Below are 18,826 nucleotides of genomic sequence, written 5' to 3'. Positions count from 1 at the left end.
TCCTTGTTGTGCGTACGGGATGGGTGTGTGAGGGGCAAGCGGTCAGCTGCCGCTGTTGCACTCGAGACGGTCACGGAGCTTGGTCTTGAGGATCTTCCCGGTCGGAGTCGAGGGAAGGGAATCGACCACGTAGATCTCACGGACTTTCTGGTATGGCGCAACCCTGGCTGCGACAAAGGCCATCAGATCGTCGAGAAAGGTTTGGCTACAATGGATTGCGTCATCGTAGGGCGGTTGCAGCACCACGAATCCCACGGGCACCTGGCCGGCTGCGGGATCCTTCTTGCCGACCACCGCGGCCTGGGCGATTGCGGGGTGCGAGCAGAGGATTTCCTCGAGCGGTTGCGGGTAGACGTTGTAGCCCTTGTAGACCAGCATGTCCTTCGCGCGTCCGGCGAGCGAAATGCAACCGCTCTCGTCGACGCTCCCCAGGTCACCGGTGCGTAGCCAGCCGTCTACGAACTGTTCGGCGGTAAGGTCGGGCCGGCGATCATATCCGTCTGTGATCTGCGGTCCGCGTACCCACAGCTCGCCCGTCTCGCCCTGGGCGAGAACGGTGCGCCGGTCCTCGGCCCGGATCTCGACTTCGGTATCGAACACTGGAACACCGATACTGCCCTTTGGCACGAGCGATGCGTTTTCGCCGAGCGGGGTGGTCGTCACGAGTGCGGTCGCCTCGCTCAATCCGTAGGCGTCCGCGATGAGCGCGTTCGGAAAAGCTGTACGCAGACGGTTCTGGGATTCGGTATCGATCGGCCCGGCCCCGGACGAAAGCAACCGCACGGAGGACAGGTCCGCCTTCGCCATCACCGGGCTGTGCAGCAGCGCATAGAACATCGTTGGCGAGCCTCCGATGGAATTGATCCCGAAGCGACCGAAGGCATCGAGCACCCAGTCCGGGTCGAAGCGTCCGGAAAGGACCACAGTGGTGCCGAGCAGAACATGGACGTTGTAGCCCACCAAACCGAGGCTGTGAAAGAACGGGGCGATTGCGAGCGTCGCGCTCTGTCCCGGTTCGAGTGTGTACCTGGTCTGGGCGTTGGGCACACTGCGCAGTCGGATCCTGCCCGCCTCGTCCAAATCCGGGAGCGCGGCCGACTTCCAGCACCCGATCTGCAGTGTGTTGGCGACCAGGTTCCGGTGCAATACACGGACGGCTTTCGGCAGCCCCGTCGTGCCACCGGTCAATTGCAGGTGTGCCACCAGTTCGGGATCGGCATGGTAGCCGAGCAACGGATCGGTGCCGAGCAAGTCCTCGAGGGCGACCAGGCTGCCTGGCAGCGCCGGTTCGGGGGACCCCTGCTCAGCGGGAACAGGGGCAACGGCAGTGCCGGGAACCCCGACGAAGAACTGCACCGACTCCGGAGCGGTGTTCCCACCGAACACCGACCAGGTGCTGGGATGGATGAAGACAGCCTTGACGTCGCTGTCCGTCAACTGCTGCTTCAGTACCGTCGCGGGCTGAGCAGTGCTGAGAGGTGCCACTGCGGCACCCGAACACAGAACCCCGTAGTACGCGACGATGAACCACATCGAGTTCGGTAGGTGCAGGGCGACGGCATCACCGGGTGCGATTCCACGGGCTCGCAGTCCGCCGGCCACGCGGAGCGCCGCGTCGTGCAGTTCGGCATAGGTGAGCGTGTCGTCTCCGTCGCGCAAGGCGATCCGATCGGGGAAGGAGCGGGCCGCGCCCGCGAGAATCGCGTCCATCCCCACTCTCGGATAGTCGAGATGGTGGGGCATGCCCTTCGGCCAGACGACGGTCATTGGTTCTCCCTTGTGGGCCAGCGCCCCTTGTGTTGGTGTCTGTCCTGCTCCGGCGGGTCAGAGAAGTTCGAGAATCGTGGCGTTCGCCATCCCGCCGCCCTCGCACATCGACTGCAATCCGTAACGGATTCCGTTGTCGTGCATGTGATGGACCATGGTCGTCATGATGCGCGCACCCGAGCCTCCGATCGGATGTCCGATGGCCATCGCTCCGCCCAGGGGGTTCATACGTGCGTAGTCTGCCCCCGTTGCCCGGGTCCAGGCGAGGGACACCGAGGCGAAAGCCTCGTTGATCTCGTAGACGCCGATATCTCGAAGGCTCAGACCGGAGCGGCGTAGTGCCTTGGCGGTGGCAGGGATCGGACCCTTGAGCATCGTGACAGGGTCGGTGCCGGCGACCACAGCTGTGTGGATCCGGGCCATCGGGGTCCAGCCGTACGCCCGGGCCAGCTCGCTGGTCGTGATGAGTAGAGCTGCGGCGCCGTCGGAGATCTGCGAGGCATTTCCAGCCGTGATGGTGCCACCCTCACCGAAGGCGGGTCCGAGCCGGGCCAAGGCCTCCATCGTGGTGCTGCGACGTACACCCTCGTCGGTGTCGAAAACGTACACGCGCTCGTCCTCGCCGGTCACCTTGATCGGAGCAATCTGTCCAACGAAGCGCCCCTCGTCCTGGGCTGCGGCGGCACGGGCATGCGAGTCGAATCCATGCTGGTCCATCTCGGTGCGCGTGATGCCGTACTCATCGGCGATCATTTGGGCTCCCACGCCCTGATGGAACCGAACGCCGTCATAGCGGTTCCACACATCCGGACCGTATGGTTCACCGCAGCTCCCGTCCAGCCGGTTGGCTCCGAGCGGGACGGCACTCATGACTTCCACTCCGCCGGCGACCGCGATGTCGTACTGCCCGGACACGACGCCCGCGGCGGCCTGGTGCACGGCCTGCTGCGACGAACCGCATTGGCGGTCCACCGTCACACCCGGGACGGATTCGGGCCAGCCCGCCGCGAGGACCGCACCGCGGGCGATACAGCCGGCCTGCATTCCCACTGCGCTGCCGCAGCCCCAGACCACATCGTCGACAAGAGCCGGTTCCAGACCTGTGCGGTCGGCCAGCGCGACCAGGACATGAGCGGCCAGCGAGGCCGAGTGTGTCCGGGCCAGCGACCCACCCCGCTTACCGACTGCGGTCCGAACCGCGTCCACAATGACTGCATCCCGCATGTGTCTTCAGCTCCTGATCTCGTTGATTTGTTCTGGCAGAAGTTCCCTCAATGCAGCCTTGAGCACTTTTCCGGTAGCCGAGAGCGGCATCGCATCGACCACGTGCACCGCGTGGATTCGTTGGTAGGGCGCTACCCGTTCGGAAACATGTGCCAGCAACTCGGTGAGCAGCGTCTTGCGGTGTTCGGCGCCGGCGCGGACGACGACGAAAGCCACGGGGGTCTCACCGACCCCTTCGACGGCGGTGCCGACCACCGATACTTCGGCGACGTCCGGATGGTCGGCCAGAACTTCTTCCAAGTGTTGTGGGTAGACGTTGTAGCCCTTGTAGATGATCATGTCCTTGGCCCGGCCGGCAAGGAACAGAAAGCCCTTGTCATCGAGGTGGCCGAGGTCTCCGGTGCGCAGCCAGCCGCCGTCGAACTGCTTCGCAGTCAGTTGAGGGTCGCCATGGTAGCCGTCTGTGATTTGCGGTCCCCGCGCCCAGATTTCACCGATCTCGCCGGGTTCGAGCAGTGTTCGGCCGTCCTCCGAGCGGATCTGCAGGACAGTGTCGGGGGTTGGCGTGCCCACCGTGCCCTTGGGGTTCTCGGAGGGACGCGTCAACCGCATCGAGGCGAGGCTGCCGGTTGCTTCGCTCAACCCGTAGCCCTCGGCGACGACGGCGCAGGGCAGTGCCCGGCGAAGCCGGGTCAGGGTGTTGCTGTCCATCGGGGCGCCACCGCCGTACGCCAGCCGGACCGAACTCAGGTCGTATGATTCGAGGTCGGGGGCGGCCAGAAGAGCGTGGTAGAACGCGGGTGCGCCGGTCATGTACGTGGCTCGATGCTCCTCAACGGCGGCGAGGTATGCCGAGGCCTGGAACCGCCCGAAAAGGACCGTTGTCGTGCCGCAGAGGATGTTCAGAACCAGGCTCACCATTGCCAGCCCGTGGAACATCGGTGCGGTGGATACCTGCACGTCCCTGCCGGGATGGAGGGGGAAGTCGTCGGCGGACGCCAGCGGTTCGAGTGTGAGATCTTCGGAGTTGTCTATCCGGACCTGATGGCCGGCTCGCCATGCCGCCTGCTGAACGGCGTGCGCAAGAATGTTGCGATGCAGGACCCGGACCCCTTTGGAGCGTCCGGTCGTGCCACCCGTGAGCTGCAGGTGAGCGAGTGTGTCCGGCGTCGTCAATTTCTCGATGATCGGCTGTGCGGCAAGAAGTTCGGTGAAGTCGACGAGATGGGATGGAGTGAGGCCGGGGCTGGCGGGACCGATGTGGACGATCAGTCGCAGGTCCTCGGTCCCGGCGTCGGCCAGTCGTGTTCCGCAGCTGGACCCGGTGACTGCCGCGGTTACCCGCAGGTCCGCCATCTGTTGCCGGAGGGCGATGGGGGGCTGCGCCGGGTTGACCGGCGCTGCGGCGGCCCCGGCGGCGAGGATGCCGAAGTAGGCGACCTCGTGCCAGATCGAGTTGGGCAGGTGGATCATGACAATGTCGCCGGTGCCGATCCCGCGCTCGCGCAGTCCGCCGGCAACGCGCCGGACCCGATCGGCGAGTTCGGCGAAGGTCAGTGTCTCGGCTCCGTCGCGCAAGGCGATGCGATCGCCGTAGGCGCGGCCGGCGGCGTCGACGGCCGCGTCGACGCCTACATGCGGGTAAGTCAGTGAACGAGGCAAGTTCATCGTCGTGACCTCTGTCATCGAAAAGCTACCTTTCCTCTGCCCTCGTGGCGAGAGCGCGGGTTGTCGATGAGACCCGCGCAGTGAAGGGCTTGCGTAGCGTCATCGACGTTCGCCAACGGCATTGGCCGTCGCTTCGGGACGGGACAAACGCAACGTGTGCTCGTTGCGTTACAGGGGTGTGCGTCCCACTCGCGCCAGTGTCGGGTTCCTTACTGCGCAATCCTAGGTATCTGACCAACTCTTGTAAAGATTCGTTTTGCCAATCGATCCGAGTGATCTTCGAGTTGATGCTCTTGAAAGACGAGAGTCGGCGATGGATGTATAAAAGCAATCGGGTGTAGTGTCACGGTCTGGCGGTGTAGTCCGAGCAACGACCGCCATGGGCGACGACTTACGTGAAGCAGTCCGCTTCCTATTACGCCCCCGCGTGGTTGCCCACCCTGGCCCACGCGTGTACCCCGTCGGAGAAGTTGAGGTGCTTGCTGTGATACCGAAGAGATCAACCGGACCTCTGGCCGGTCTGCGGATAGTGGAACTCGGAGGAATCGGCCCGGCTCCGTACTGTGGAATGCTCCTCGCGGATCAAGGCGCGGATGTCATCCGGCTCGATCCTCCTCAGCTCACCGGTCGGCGCACACCGTTCCCCGTACTGCACCGGAACAAGCGATCGGTGACCGTCGACATGAAGACTGCTGCGGGCGTGGATCTCGTCCGAAGGATGGCCGTCGATGCGGACGCAGTGATCGAAGGTTTCCGCCCGGGCGTCGCCGAACGGCTCGGCGTCGGGCCCACCGCTTTGTGCGCGGCCAATTCCGCGCTGGTGTACGGCAGGATGACGGGCTGGGGACAGGACGGCCCGTTCGCTCAGGTACCTGGGCACGATGTGAATTACTTGGCGTTGAGTGGAGTCCTCCACAACACCGGTACGGCGGGAGGGCCGCCCATCATCCCGTTGAACCTGGTAGGAGACATGGGCGGGGGAGGGATGATGCTGGCCTACGGTCTGACCGCGGCCTTGCTGTCGGCGCGCGCGACCGGTGTCGGGCAAGTGGTGGATGCGGCGATGGTCGACGGCGCGGTGTCACAGCTGGCCGGAATATTCGGGGAGCTGAGCTTCGGCCGCTGGGTGGACGGCCGTGACACAGCGAATTTCGTTGCCGGCAACGCACCTTGGTATGGGGTCTATCGATGCGCCGACGACGGCTATGTCGCGGTCGGATGTCAGGAACCGCAATTCTACTCGGCGTTGTTGGCCGGGCTGGGGCTGGCGAATGAACCGTTGCTGGCCGACCAGATGAACCACGCGGCATGGCCGGCGATGACGGCGCGAATCGCCGAGGTCTTTGCAGCGCGTTGCCGTGACGAGTGGATGACGGTCTTCGACGGCGCCGAGACCTGCATCAGCCCGGTCCTCAGCATTGCCGAAGCGGCCGCTCATCCGCACAACATGGAGCGTGGAACCTTCGTCAGGGCTTCCGACGGGATGCTGCAGCCGGCCCCCGTGCCGAGGTTTCTGGGCACACCGGCCGCCGAGCCTGCCGGGGCAGTACGACTGGGCGCCCATACCCGCGAGGTGCTGTCCGAGCTCGGGCTGTCCGAGACCGAAGTCGACGAACTGACCGAACAGCACGTGATCCGCTGCGTTGCGGGCTGACCGTTCCACGAAAATGACTGGCCGGGAACGAGGTTCCCGGCCAGTCGTGGCTGTCTGTGTCAGAGCAGGCCGTCGGCGGCAACCTTCTTTGCCCACGGCCGATCGATCTTGCCATTCGCTGTGCGTTGCACCCTGTCGACGCGAATGATCTTCTTCGGCAGCTTGTATCGGGCGATGGATTCGGCAGCGGAGGCTTTGATTTCCTCGTCGGTGATCTCGATTCCGGCGGCGATCTCGACTATCGCGGTCACCTCCTGGCCCCAGCGCTCACTCGGCCTGCCCGCGACCGCGGCGTCCGCCACGGAGGGATGCATAGTCAGGGCCTCCTCGACTTCTTCGGCGAAAACTTTCTCGCCGCCGGTGTTGATGGTTGCCGAATCTCGACCCAACAACTCGACAAGTCCGTCGGCGCGTAGCCGTGCCAGATCGCCGGGAACGGAATAGCGCTGCCCGTCGAGGGTCGTGAACGTTGCCTCGGTCTTGGCTTGGTCGCCCAGGTAACCCAGCGGCAGCGAGCCTGCCTTGGCGAGGTATCCGGGTTCGCTGTGCCCCGCCTCGAGCTTGTGGGTGCGGGTCACATCGAGGACGGATACCCCGGCGCCCCGGCGAGGCCGGAAGACGCCGTTGGGGAGGTCTGCTCCGGTTGCATCGTGCCGTTCGAGTGCGCTCCCCGTTTCGGACGCCGCCATCAATTCGATGAATGCGGCGGGCTTCAGTGCGGCGGTCAGCGCCTGCTTGCTTCGTTGGGTGATTGGTGCACCACCTGAGAGCACCAGGCGCAGGCTGGAGATGTCGTGGCGTCCTGTGGCGAGTTCGGCGACGAGCGGTTTGGCGTAGGCTTCGCCGATCATCAGCAGGCTCGTTACGCGTTCGCGTGCGATCGTGTCCAGAACATCGTCGGCCCGGAAGTGTCCCTGTTCGCCGGTGTAGACGAGGGTGTCGCCGTAGACCAGGCCACTGAAGGTCTGGAATGCGCCGGATCCATGCATCATAGGAACGCACACCACGATCTTGCCCCGCTCGCGCGAGCCGACGTAGGCCACCAGTTCGTCGATCGTGGTCCCGTATCGGTGATCGCCCCGGGCGAGGCAGGCCGACCACACATCGTCCTGGCGCCACAACACGGCTTTGGGCATTCCGGTGGTCCCGCCGGTGTAGATCATCTGGATGTCGTCGCCGCAGTGTTCGGTTGCGCGCAGTCTTGTCGACGAGTCCGACAGTGTTTCTTCGTAATCCAGTGCCCCCGGAAGGAGGGGCGTGTGCGAGTCGTCGGCCACCTGAATCAGCAGAGGTTCTCTCCGTAGTCGCGGAAGCACTTCCGCAAGCACCGGAGCAAGGCGGGCGTGGTAGACGACGGCGGCCGCGCCGCCGTCGTTGAGCACGTACTCCATTTCGGCCGGCGTGTACGCGTAGTTGACGTTCATCGAAGCCACTCGGGAGGCGGACGCGGCCAACAGGCTCTCGGCGTACTCGACGCCGTTGTGCATTAACAGGGCCACGGTGTCTTGGCCGAGTTCCCACGGGTTCAGCTCGGACCGAGGAACACGGGTTCCGAGACCGTGTTCGGTCAGTACGTTGGCCAGTCGCGTGGCTCGCTCCCCGAGGTCGCGATACGTAAATCTTCGCTGGTGATCGATCACGGCTTCGAGCTGGGGGTGGGCGTCCGCGAGTGCGCGGAATATCTGCCAGATACTCAGATTCATGGGTTCATACTGACCCGCGTTCGACAATAAGTAAAGAATCAATTGGAACTAAAGTGTTGCATCTTTCGCTCGTGGGGGTGCCGACGAGCGTCGTGGGAGAGCGGACGTGTTACCCCACGCGGCATGGGTCGGTGCAGGCAAGGTCTCCGGTCGACTGCATTTCCGCGAGTGTCGGGCTGGTCCTCTGCGTGATCGGCCTGTCTGCGAGTACGTGCGGGCCTGGCGGCAGATTCTTCGGGTGATGTGAGTATTTCGCGGTGTGACGCTTGACACGCGACACTGTGAGCGGGAAAAGTGAAGAATCGTTCGGAGCTGAGGGTTCAGGGGGTTGCGCCGAGCATGTACATGGCATCCCTATCCGACACGAACCGACACGCCACTCGACACCCGTGTGCGGATCGCGACACATCATCCAGGCAGACAAAGCTAGGTAGACAGAGGAGTAGTAGCGGTGAGTACCGACACGGACACGGCGGGACGACGGGCCACATACCTGACCGAGGACCGACTGGCCATTCAGGCACTGGCCAGAGAGTTCGTCGCGAAGGAGGTCCTCCCAGTCGCCAACGAACTAGACCCTGTCGCCGGGGAAATTCCGGCAGCGTTGCGTCGCAAGATGGCCGACTTGGGATTCTTCGGGATTCTGATCCCAGAGGAATACGGCGGCCTCGGAATGGGTGTATTCGAGTACGCGATCGTTGTGGAGGAACTCGCCCGCGGGTGGATGAGCGTGGCCAGCATCATCGCTCGTGGCCAGCAGTTCACCCAGGGTTTCGATGACGAGCAGCGTGCGAAGTACCTCCCGCTCATGGCCACGGGGGACTTCCTCAGCGCATTTGCACTGTCCGAGGCAGATGCCGGATCGGATGTCGCCAACATGCGTTGCCGAGCAGAGCGCGACGCCGACGGCTGGCGGATCTCCGGCCAGAAGATGTGGTGCACGTTCGCAGACGGATCGGACTACCTCCAGGTGTTCGCCCGGACCGGCCCGCTCGGCACCGACCCCAAGCGTCGCTCCGACGGCATCAGCTGCTTCCTGATGCCGAAGCCACGCGGTGCATTGCCCGAAGGAGTAACCGGAAACCCGGTGCGAAAGATCGGCTACCACGGTTGGAAGACCTGGGAACTGTCCTTCGACAACGCCTACGTCGCACCCGGCATGATGCTGGGTGAGGAAGGCAAGGGATTCGCGATAGCCATGAGTGACCTGGACATCGCTCGAATCCACACTGCAGCCAGAGCCATCGGCCTGGCACGGGGCGCGCTCGAGGACTCGATCGACTATGCCCGCCAGCGGGTGCAGTTCGGTAAACCGATCGCCGACAAGCAGGTGATCCGCTTCAAAATCGCCGACATGGCCACGCAGATCGAAGCTGCCCGCGCGCTGATGTACCAAACATGCGCCGAGGTCGACGCGGGCCAACGCACCAGTGTGAAGGCGTCGATGGTGAAACAGTTCGCGACCGAGATGGCCGAGCGGGTCACCAGTGAAGGAATACAAATCCACGGTGGTGCCGGATACACCACCGACTTTGCTGTCGAACGCTATTGGCGCGACGCGCGGCTCACCAAGATCTTCGAGGGCACATCCGAAATTCAACTCAAGATCATCTCCGACGCACTACTCGGGCGCTAGTCGGCAAGCGCAGCCGAAGGTGCGTCAAACTGACATGGGTACGGTCGGCTTCCCCGGCCGAACGCCCTACCAGCCTCGCGGTGCCCGGCAACGATCCGCGCTTCCGGGATCAGCCGCCACCGAGAATCCGCCGGTCCCCGTCAACGTCGACGGGATCACCGCGGCCTGACCGCATCTCGAATTCATTGCCCATTGAATCCACGGCCCCGCCTGACGTGAACTCGCTCGTCGTCGGCTACCTGGAAACGCTCTCCGCCCCAGTACCTCTTCGCTTCGCATCGAAAGTGAGCTCTCGTGAATCTCAACGAATCCATTTCGGAACGGCAGGCACCTGTCGATTCACCGCCCCGCCCGAGTGGCGTCAGCCGCACACGCGCCTGGCAGATGACAGTTCTGCTCGCAGCCCTGTACGTCGTCAACTACGCAGACAAAGCCGTCCTCGGCATCATCGCTCAGCCGCTGGCGCGGGAGTTGGGATTGACCTCCGCCCAGGTCGGACTCGTCGGCAGCATGTTCTTCCTGGCCTTCACGATCGGTGGCTTCTTTGCCGGCGTGATCAACCGGTACACCAGTTTGCGTTGGGCGTTGCTGATCCTCGCCGCCGCATGGTCGGTCGTCATGTTGCCCCTCGTGCTTGCGGCGAGTATGACGGTTCTTCTCGTCTCACGCATGCTGCTTGGGCTGACGGAAGGCCCGAGTACCGCGCTTGTTCACACCGCTGCCTACTCATGGCATCCGCCAGTCAAGCGGGGGCTGCCGAGTGCGTTCGTCGGCGGGGCCGCATCCGTAGCAAAGATCGCCCTCGCACCCGCCCTTGCGTATATCACCATCGAGATGGGTTGGCGGGCGGCGATCGTCTCGCTTACGGTGCTCGGCGCTGTGTGGATGGTCGTGTGGATGCTCACCTGGACGGAGGGCCCTTACACAAAGAAGGTGGCCTCCGTCTCCGGCGACATCCAGCCTGAGGCCACTGAACCGAGCGTCCCGTGGTCTCGAATCCTGCTGTCGCGCACATTTGTTTCATGCTCCATCCTCATCATGGCGATCTACGCTCTGTCCACCGTCGTGCTGACATGGTTGCCGTCCTACTTCGAGGTCGGACTTGGCTACAGCGCGTTGCAGGCCGGATCGATGTTCGCGCTCCCGTCGGTCTTGGGCCTGGTCCTCATGCTCTCCGCTGGAACAATCACCGACAGGCTGCTGCAGCGAGGGGCCACCTCGCGAGCCTTGCGTATCGTTTTACCTGCGACCGGTGTCCTGGTCGGTGGAGTGGTACTCGTCTTCCTTCCCCAGATCGGTACCCCCGCACTCGCAGTTGCGACCGTGTCGGTCGGGTATGCCTGTGTCGCAGCGACGGTACCCCTACTCAACTCTGCGATATCCGAGTTGTGCCCTCCACAGCAGACGGCAGGCACGATGGGAATGTTCCTCGCGATCATGGCGATCGGAGGGTTGATTGCGCCCTACATGACAGGCGTCATGGTTGACAATGCCACCACGAAGGCGGAGGGCTATGCGCAGGCCTTCCAGCTCATCGGCGTCATCGGCGCCGTCGCCGCAATTATTGTTGTCATATTCGCGAACCCGGAGCGGGACAAGGCACGCATCAGGGGACTGTAGTAGCCACTCCGCCAGCACACAGTCGGGGCGGACTGCCGGCAGCTCGGGCCGGTGCCGGGAACTCAGAGGCAAGGACGAATTCATGAACTCCACGATCACAATTGGCCCATCAGACCAACTCACCTCCACATCGATGAAGCCGGACACACTCGTGGAGATCGAGCAGCGTGTGTTGTGGTTGGCGACGTCGATGATCCACCACGCCAACCGGGTTCGTCCGAACCCGTCGGGGTTGAAGGTGGGTGGTCATCAGGCGTCGTGCGCGTCGATGGTGTCGATCATGACGTCGCTGTGGTTCGAGCAGTTGCGGCCGGGGGATCGGGTGTCGGTGAAACCGCATGCCTCTCCGGTGCTGCACGGCATCAATTACCTGCTCGGGGAGCTGGACGAGAAGTATCTGACGACGTTGCGGGAGTTCGGTGGCCTGCAGTCGTACCCCAGCCGGTCGAAAGACCCGGATCCGGTGGACTATTCGACCGGGTCGGTGGGGATCGGGGCGACGGCCCCGATCTGGGGTGCCATCGCCCGCCGCTACGTGAATACCCAGATCGGTTCGGCGGGCACGGGTCGGCAGTATTCGCTGGTCGGGGACGCCGAGCTGGACGAGGGTGCGGTGTGGGAGGCGATCCTCGACACCTCCGTTGCCGAACTCGGTGAGATCGTGTGGATCGTGGACCTGAACCGGCAGTCCCTGGACCGGGTGGTGCCGAACATCGCCGCCGGCCGGCTCGAGGCGATGTTCTCGGCCGCCGGGTGGCAGGTGCTCACCGTGAAGTTCGGGACCCTGCTCGAGTCGCTGTTCACCCGGACCGGTGGGCCGGCGCTGCGGACCCGGATCCTGGACATGCCCAACCCCGAATACCAGCGGCTGCTGCGCTGTGACGCCGCGCAGGTCCGGGACCGGTTGCCCGGGGACGGCCCCGACGCCGCGGCGATCGCGTCGCTGATCGCCGAGTTGGACGACGGCACCCTGCTCCGGGCCATCCGCAACCTCGGTGGCCACGACCTGGACGCCCTGCGCGCGGCGTACGGGCAGATCGACGACACCCGCCCGACGGTGATCATCGCCTACACCATCAAGGGCCGCGGTCTGCCGACGCAGGGGCATCCGCAGAATCATTCGTCGCTGCTGACGGTGGAGCAGTACGAGCAGCTGGCCGCGGAGTTGGGGATGGACCCGGCGGACCCGTGGGCCCGGTTCGAGGCCGGTAGTGCGGCGGGCAGGGTGTGTGCGGCGACCGCGGACAGGTTGCGGCGGGAGAAGGTCGAATTCGGCACCCCGCCCGCGGTGCCGGCCGACATCGGTCGCACCCCGTCGGGGACGTCCACCACCCAGGCCGCACTGGGTCGGGCACTGCTGGACCTGTCCCGTCAGGCCCCCGAGGCGGCGAAGCGGGTCGTCACCGTCAGCCCCGACGTTTCCTCCACCACGAATCTGGCGGGGTGGCTGAACAAGGTCGGGGTGTGGTCGCCGAACGAGCGGCGCAACTGGTTCGACGACGACGCCGAGACGATCATGCACTGGCGGGAAAAGCCCACCGGGCAGCACATGGAACTGGGCATCGCCGAAACGAACCTGGTCGGCCTGATGGGTGAACTCGGCGCCACGTGGAGTCGGTGGGGACAACCGCTGTTCCCGATCGGGGTGATGTACGACCCGTTCGTCGAGCGGGCCCTCGAGCCCTGGTCGTATGGGATCTATGCGGGTGGGCAGTCGATCCTGGTCGGCACCCCGTCCGGGGTGACCCTGGCCGCGGAGGGTGGGGCGCATCAGTCGATCAAGACCCCGTCGATCGGCCTCGAGCAACCCGGGTGCGTCAGCTACGAACCCGCGTTCGCGATCGACGTCGAGTGGACGCTGCTCGACAGCATCTCCCGGCTGGGCCGCCCGGACGGCTCCTCGTCGTACCTGCGCCTGTCGACCCGCCCGGTCGATCAGACCCTCGCCGCCGTCCCCACCGACCCCGCGGCCCGGGAACGCCGCCGCCGTCAGGTCGTCGCCGGCGCGTACACCCTCCGCCGCACCGACACACCGGCGGTCACCCTGGTCGGCATGGGTGCGGTGATCACCGAAACCCTCACGGCCGCGGACCGGTTGGCCGAGCAGGGCATCGCCGCGGATGTGGTGTGTGTGACCAGTCCCGGGTTGCTGTTCGAGGCGGTGCAGGCCCGCCGCGGCCTCGCCGACGGCCCGTCCTGGATCCTGGACCAGGTGTTCCCCGCCGGCCGGGCCACACCGATGGTGACCGTCCTCGACGGGCACCCGCACACCCTCGCGTTCCTGACCGGGATCAACCACGTCCCCGGGGCCGCGCTCGGTGTCAGCCGGTTCGGGCAGGTCGGTTCCCTCGACGACGTCTACCGCTACCACGGCATCGACACCGATGCCGTCGTCCGCACCGTGCTCGACCTCGTCGACTAACCCAGGAAGACCCAGAATGACCACGACACAGACAGGCACCACGGTGGTGTTGCCGTCGCTCGGCGAGAACGTCACCGAGGCGACCATCACCCGCTGGCTCAAGGCCCGAGGGGACCGGGTCGAGGCGGGCGAGCCGCTGCTCGAGGTGGCCACCGACAAGGTCGACACCGAGATCCCGTCTCCGGCCGCCGGAATCGTTCTGGACATCCTGGTTCCCGAGCACGCACTGGTCGCAACCGGCGGCGCCATCGCGGTGATCAGCGACGGCGGGGCCGAAAAGGCAATGCCGGAGCACGCGCCCGAACCCCACCCGGTCGCGGTGTCCGGTACTGCCGATCGCGTCGAGACATTGCCCCGGATCCGCCGGATCATCGCACGGCGGATGCTCGAATCCCTGCAGACATCAGCCCAATTGACGACCGTCGTCGAGGTCGACGTCACCGAGATCGCCCGGCTGCGCAACCGGGAGAAGGAGGTTTTCCACCACCGGACCGGGGTGAAACTGTCGTTCCTGCCGTTCTTCGCCGCCGCCGCAGTCGAGGCGCTCGACGAGCACCCGGTGATCAACTCCTCCCTGAACACCGACTGCACCGAGGTGACCTACCACTCGGCGGTGCACCTAGGGATGACTGTCGACACCGACAAGGGCCTGATGGTGACCGTTATCAGAGATGCAGGTGCGCTTCGGATCCCAGAGCTCGCCCGGTAGATCTCGGATTCCGCAGATAGCGTTCGGTCGGGAACGATCCGTCCCGACGACATGTCCGGGGGCACGTTCACCATCACCAACACCGGCAGCCGCGGTGCACTGTTCGATACCCCGATCCTCAACCAGCCACAATCCGCCATCCTCGGGATCGGGTCCGCCGTCGACCGTGTCGTCCCCACCCGCGACGCCGCCGGAGCACTCCGGATCGATGTCCGATCGATGGCGTGCCTGTCGCTGTCCTACGACCACCGCATCATCGACGGCGCCGACGCCGCGCGGTACCTGACGGCGATCAAACGCCGACTCGGGAGTGGGTTCGCCGAAGAGGACGTTCGATGATCGATCTCCATTCACGTTGGGCTGCACATTCTTCTGTCGGGGAGACCGCGAAACACTCTCCGTCCGACGAGCGGACCGATGGCAGGAACGAGTTCATGCTTCGAAGTTCCCGACTATGAGCTGGTGCTGGCGTCCGACGAAGGAAAAGCCACCACCGAACTCGTTGAGGAATGGGTGAGCCGACTGATGAGGGCATCTTCAAGTTCGCGCTCACCTGTACCCCGGCGCCGCGGCCGAGCAAGTCGAGGTTGTACTGACTGGGCGTGCGCGCGCGATCGGACATCGCGAGTGTGCGCCGACGGGGCAAGCAGAAGCAGTCACCCTGGGGTCTGAGTAGACCGGCCCTTTCGATAGCACGCGTGCACCCCCACCGGGGATGTGTTTTCATCTCACATCGCCGCAAATTGCGGCGGCCGCGTCGATCCGGGCGGGGTGCCAGGTGCCCGGGTCAGTGGTGGGGGTGGTCATCGGATTCCTTCTGGACCTGTTCGGCGACCTCACCGAGCGACTCGGTACCGGTTTCCGGAGCCCATGCCCAGCAGATGAGGCCACCGATGGTCAGGACGACGACGCATGCGATCAGCGCCACGTCGACGTTGTACTGGGCGACCACGATCGGGAGCAGGAAGGTGCTGGCGGCGGATCCGATGCGGCTGGCGGCGACCGCGATTCCGACACCGGACGCGCGCAGGTCGGTGGGAAACAGCTCCGGCGGGTAGACGTATTCGAGGTTCACCGCGGCGGCGAGGACCAACGCGAACAGCGCGAAGATGACGACGGCGACGACGGGACTGGTGTCTGCGAAGGCGACGAGGGCGGCGAGGAGCGCGGCGCCGAGGAAGAACGTCCCGATCAGGAACGACCGACGGGAGAGCCGGTCGATGATCAGCAGCCCGATGACGGCTCCGATGAGCAGGAAGGTGTTGTAGGCGGCCCCGGCGCCGAGCTTGCTGGTCACCCCCAACGATTCCATTACCTGCGGTGAGAAGGTGCCCAGGGCGAAGAACGGAATGACCTGACAGACGTAGAACAGGGCGCCGACCGCGGTGCGCTTGCGGAACTTCGGTGTGAACAGCACCCGCATCCCGCGGCGCTTGATCGGGGTGACCTCCACGGGGGGTGGGAGCACGTCGGCGCCGAGGTGGGTTCGAACGACGGCGGCGGCCTCCTCGGTTCGGCCGTGCTGAGTCAGCCACAGCGGGGACTCCGGAACCCCGAGGCGGAACCAGAAGATCAGCAGAGCAGGAACGGCGCTGGCGGCGAGCATGTATCGCCAGGACTCGCCGCCGAGCTGGGTGAGTAGGTAACCGACGAGGTAGGCGGCAACGTAGCCGGTGGCCCAGGCCACCGCGAGCAGGCTCATCAGCCGGCCGCGGAAACTGCGAGGGGCGTGTTCGGTGACGAGGGACTTGCTCACCACGTAGTCGGCACCGAGGACCACCCCGATCAGGAGCCGCAGCACCAGCAGCTGCCAGGGCGATTCGATGAAGAACTGGATCGCGGACAGGACCGCGAAGATCAGCATGTCCCACGCGAATATGCCGCGGCGTCCGATTCGGTCGGCGATCGGGCCGGTGACGATCGCGCCGACGAACAGCCCCGCGAGTGTGGCGGCACCGAGGAGACCGACCCAGAGCGGAGTCAGGCCGAGGGCGCCGGTGGAGGCGGTGATGACGATACCGATGATGCCGAGAATGAATCCGTCACTGAACTGCCCGCCGGTGCCGGCAATGGTGACCTTGATCTGGAACTTCGTCAGCGGGGCGTCTTCATAGGCAACGGGAGAGAGCGTGCGGTCGGAGAGATTAGTCATGGCGGGCGCCATTCGAGACGGGGGCGGTCTGCGCCTGATCGTGGTAGCGGGTGGTGGTGGCTTCGTAGCCGGTGGTGGCGGACAGGGTGACCCAGGAGTCGAGGGCGCCACGGAGGTTCTCCTCGCGGCGCGGGCCGTCCCAGCTGATGCCGGCGACACAGCGGTGGGCGAACGAGGTTGCGGCGGCCGTGATGTCGTCGAGGATGGTGACGATCGAGTCGACGATCACCGGTTCCATGATGTTCAGCTCCAGCTCGCCGGCGGCCACTGCGCATTCGACGGTGTGGGCCGCGCCCCGGATCCGGTAGCTCAGCTGCATCACATACTCCGGTATCGCCGGGTTGACCTTGGCCGGCATGATCGACGACCCCGCCTGCACGGCAGGGATCGTCAGATCCCCGAAGCCGCCGGCGGGACCGGACGAGAGCAGGCGGATATCGGCGGCGATCTTCGCCATGGTCAGACCGGCGCGTGCGCCGGCATCGGCGATGGCGGCATACGGATCGAGGTTCGCCAGGGCGTCGAACAGGTCGGGGGCGGGCTCGAGATTCCGGCCGGCCACCGACGCGAGTTCGCGCACCGCGATCGCGCGGTAGCCCTCCGGAGCGCCGAGCCCGGTCCCGACCGCGGTCGCCCCGAGCGCAACGGCATGCATGTCCGCGACCGCGTCGCCGAGAGCGCGGGCCGTTCGACGAATCGCCGACGCTTGAGCGCGGTGGGATTGGCCTGCGGTGAGGATGACGGCATCGCGCACGCACGTTCGCCCCAAATGCGGTGTCTCGTCGAACTCGGCGCCCTTCACCTCCAGCGCGGTCGCCAGTTCCTCGAGCGCCTCCAGTGGACGCTGTGCCAGATCCAGCACCGTCAAGGCCATCGCGGTCGGGTAGGTGTCGTTCGTCGACTGCGAGGCATTGACGTGGTCGTTCGGGTGCACCTGCGCACTGAGCAGCTGTGATGCCCGGGCGGCGATGACCTCGTTGACGTTCATGTTCGTGGTGGTGCCGCCGCCCCCGAGTAGCAACGCCGAAGGGAACTGGGTGGCATGCGCTCCGGTCGCGATCTCCTCGCACGCCGCGACGATCGCATCCTTCCTGGATTCGTCGAGCACACCGACCTCGTAGTTGGCGCGGGCGGCGGCCAGTTTCACCAGCGCATAGTTCCGGACGAACACGGGCACATCACCGAAGGTTCGACCGGGTCCGGGGAAGTTCCCGAGCGAGAGGGCAGTCTGCTGACCGTAGAGCCGGGTTGTCGCCTCGGCGGTGGTCTGTGTGATGGCCATGGGTGAACCTTTCGTGTGACGCGAACCACTGGGGGAGTGGTGACTACTGTATGAATCGCACGCATCACGTCCAACCAGCCGTGCTGACACAGCAACACTTTTTTCGGCTTGCTGGTGGTTTGCGTAAATCCCATGAAATAGTGTTGTTCACACAGCAACGAAAGGCCGAATCGATGTCGGAATCGAGTGCGGAACGAGTGGCCGCATTGCTGCGCGCGTTCGGGCGCGGCGGCAACGCCCACGGCGAGCACTCCGTCAGCGACCTGTCGCGTGCGGTCGGGCGCGAGCGGAGCCAGGTCTCGCGCATGCTCAAAGCGCTCGAGCGTGGCGGACTGGTCGAACAACTCGCCGACAGCAAGCGTTACCGGCTCGGCTGGTCCCTGCTGGTCCTCGCCACCGGTGCCGGCGACACCCCGCTGCTGCGGGCGTCGAGGCCCGTCCTGCAGACCCTCGTCTCACGGGTCGGTGAGGTGGCGTTGCTGTCCGTGCAGCAGGGAAACCGATCCCTGACAGTGCTCCGGGAGGAGTCCCATCAGTCGCTTCGGGCCGGCGGGTGGGTCGGCCGTAGTTCCCCGATGCATTGCAGCGCATCCGGGCGAGCGCTGCTCTTCGACAGTGACGACGAACTCGTCGAAGCATTGACCGCCGAGGACCTGCTGACTCCGATCTCGACGCTCGCCGCCCCGATGAATCTGGACGAACTCCTCGAAAGACTGAAAACCGAACGAGCGCAGGGGTATTCCGTCGCCAGCGAGGAAATCGAGATCGGGTTGACCTCGGTGAGTGCACCGGTGAGGGACCGGAACGACACGATCACCGCCGTCATCAACATCTCCGGGCCCACCTCACGGCTCATCACGCACGTCGAGGACATCGCGAAGCTGCTGAAATCGGGCAGCGCCACGATCCAGCGAACCCTGACCTCGATAGACACCGCAGCTTTGTCACCACGGCGAGGCTAGACACCTCGTGGTCACGTCACCCGCACG

General features: G+C 65.2%; 12 protein-coding genes and 1 pseudogene. 7 read left to right on the top strand and 6 right to left on the bottom strand.

Annotated features, from left to right (window positions below; translation table 11 throughout):
* Window positions 1-42 precede the first annotated feature (42 nt).
* The 3 genes from DTA22_RS02515 to DTA22_RS02505 are packed head-to-tail and all read right to left on the bottom strand — an operon-like array spanning window position 43 to window position 4,659.
* Window positions 43-1,767: a class I adenylate-forming enzyme family protein gene (locus tag DTA22_RS02515; protein ID WP_112298401.1), complete on the bottom strand. Its 1,725-nt coding sequence runs from the start codon at window positions 1,765-1,767 to the stop codon at window positions 43-45.
* A 57-nt stretch (window positions 1,768-1,824) separates the two neighbouring features.
* Window positions 1,825-2,991 (bottom strand): thiolase family protein, encoded by a 1,167-nt coding sequence (locus DTA22_RS02510; RefSeq protein ID WP_037231752.1) that lies wholly within the window; start codon window positions 2,989-2,991, stop codon window positions 1,825-1,827.
* Between the two features lie 6 nt (window positions 2,992-2,997).
* Window positions 2,998-4,659, bottom strand: a complete 1,662-nt coding sequence (locus tag DTA22_RS02505; RefSeq protein WP_218027694.1) for a class I adenylate-forming enzyme family protein — start codon at window positions 4,657-4,659, stop codon at window positions 2,998-3,000.
* Window positions 4,660-5,086: 427 nt separating this feature from the next.
* Here DTA22_RS02505 and DTA22_RS02500 point away from each other — a divergent pair, with 427 nt between their 5' ends.
* Window positions 5,087-6,313, top strand: a complete 1,227-nt coding sequence (locus tag DTA22_RS02500) for a CaiB/BaiF CoA transferase family protein (protein ID WP_409372687.1) — start codon at window positions 5,087-5,089, stop codon at window positions 6,311-6,313.
* A gap of 59 nt (window positions 6,314-6,372) precedes the next feature.
* Here the strand turns inward: DTA22_RS02500 and DTA22_RS02495 are convergent, their stop codons facing one another.
* Window positions 6,373-8,016 carry an AMP-binding protein gene (locus tag DTA22_RS02495; RefSeq protein ID WP_112298398.1) on the bottom strand — a complete coding sequence of 548 codons (1,644 nt, stop codon included), beginning with the start codon at window positions 8,014-8,016 and terminating at the stop codon, window positions 6,373-6,375.
* A 451-nt stretch (window positions 8,017-8,467) separates the two neighbouring features.
* Between DTA22_RS02495 and DTA22_RS02490 the strand changes: the two genes are divergently transcribed.
* The 5 genes and pseudogenes from DTA22_RS02490 (at window position 8,468) to DTA22_RS02475 (ending at window position 14,742) form a co-directional block, all read left to right on the top strand.
* Complete coding sequence (locus DTA22_RS02490) at window positions 8,468-9,652, top strand: acyl-CoA dehydrogenase family protein (protein WP_037231758.1); 1,185 nt, start codon at window positions 8,468-8,470, stop codon at window positions 9,650-9,652.
* Between the two features lie 34 nt (window positions 9,653-9,686).
* Window positions 9,687-9,821, top strand: coding sequence for a hypothetical protein (locus DTA22_RS36580; RefSeq protein ID WP_255309387.1), 135 nt, complete (start codon window positions 9,687-9,689; stop codon window positions 9,819-9,821).
* A gap of 143 nt (window positions 9,822-9,964) precedes the next feature.
* Window positions 9,965-11,272, top strand: a complete 1,308-nt coding sequence (locus DTA22_RS02485) for an MFS transporter (RefSeq protein WP_245973502.1) — start codon at window positions 9,965-9,967, stop codon at window positions 11,270-11,272.
* An 82-nt stretch (window positions 11,273-11,354) separates the two neighbouring features.
* On the top strand, window positions 11,355-13,694 hold the full coding sequence (locus DTA22_RS02480; RefSeq protein WP_112298396.1) for a transketolase-like TK C-terminal-containing protein: 2,340 nt from the start codon (window positions 11,355-11,357) through the stop codon (window positions 13,692-13,694).
* A gap of 16 nt (window positions 13,695-13,710) precedes the next feature.
* Window positions 13,711-14,742 (top strand): annotated as a pseudogene (locus tag DTA22_RS02475) (2-oxo acid dehydrogenase subunit E2).
* Between the two features lie 448 nt (window positions 14,743-15,190).
* Here DTA22_RS02475 and DTA22_RS02470 read toward each other — a convergent pair.
* Together DTA22_RS02470 and DTA22_RS02465 are read right to left on the bottom strand one after the other, a co-directional pair.
* Window positions 15,191-16,555 (bottom strand): MFS transporter, encoded by a 1,365-nt coding sequence (locus DTA22_RS02470; protein ID WP_112298395.1) that lies wholly within the window; start codon window positions 16,553-16,555, stop codon window positions 15,191-15,193.
* Window positions 16,548-17,837 (bottom strand): lyase family protein, encoded by a 1,290-nt coding sequence (locus tag DTA22_RS02465; protein ID WP_112298394.1) that lies wholly within the window; start codon window positions 17,835-17,837, stop codon window positions 16,548-16,550. Before DTA22_RS02465 ends, DTA22_RS02470 begins: the two co-directional genes overlap by 8 nt.
* Window positions 17,838-18,010: 173 nt before the next feature.
* Here DTA22_RS02465 and DTA22_RS02460 point away from each other — a divergent pair, with 173 nt between their 5' ends.
* Complete coding sequence (locus tag DTA22_RS02460; RefSeq protein ID WP_112298393.1) at window positions 18,011-18,799, top strand: IclR family transcriptional regulator; 789 nt, start codon at window positions 18,011-18,013, stop codon at window positions 18,797-18,799.
* Window positions 18,800-18,826 lie beyond the last annotated feature (27 nt).

The organism is Rhodococcus wratislaviensis (genome assembly GCF_900455735.1).
Classification (GTDB): Bacteria; Actinomycetota; Actinomycetes; order Mycobacteriales; family Mycobacteriaceae; genus Rhodococcus_F; species Rhodococcus_F wratislaviensis.
This window is presented reverse-complemented; position numbering and strand designations above follow the sequence as displayed.

Coding starts and splice junctions, on each gene's coding strand:
- DTA22_RS02515 (WP_112298401.1), bottom strand. CDS start 1,767: ATGACCGTCGTCTGGCCGAAGGGCATGCCCCACCATCTCGACTATCCG.
- DTA22_RS02505 (WP_218027694.1), bottom strand. CDS start 4,659: ATGAACTTGCCTCGTTCACTGACTTACCCGCATGTAGGCGTCGACGCG.
- DTA22_RS36580 (WP_255309387.1), top strand. CDS start 9,687: ATGGGTACGGTCGGCTTCCCCGGCCGAACGCCCTACCAGCCTCGCGGT.
- DTA22_RS02460 (WP_112298393.1), top strand. CDS start 18,011: ATGTCGGAATCGAGTGCGGAACGAGTGGCCGCATTGCTGCGCGCGTTC.
- DTA22_RS02495 (WP_112298398.1), bottom strand. CDS start 8,016: ATGAATCTGAGTATCTGGCAGATATTCCGCGCACTCGCGGACGCCCAC.
- DTA22_RS02480 (WP_112298396.1), top strand. CDS start 11,355: ATGAACTCCACGATCACAATTGGCCCATCAGACCAACTCACCTCCACA.
- DTA22_RS02470 (WP_112298395.1), bottom strand. CDS start 16,555: ATGACTAATCTCTCCGACCGCACGCTCTCTCCCGTTGCCTATGAAGAC.
- DTA22_RS02465 (WP_112298394.1), bottom strand. CDS start 17,837: ATGGCCATCACACAGACCACCGCCGAGGCGACAACCCGGCTCTACGGT.
- DTA22_RS02510 (WP_037231752.1), bottom strand. CDS start 2,991: ATGCGGGATGCAGTCATTGTGGACGCGGTTCGGACCGCAGTCGGTAAG.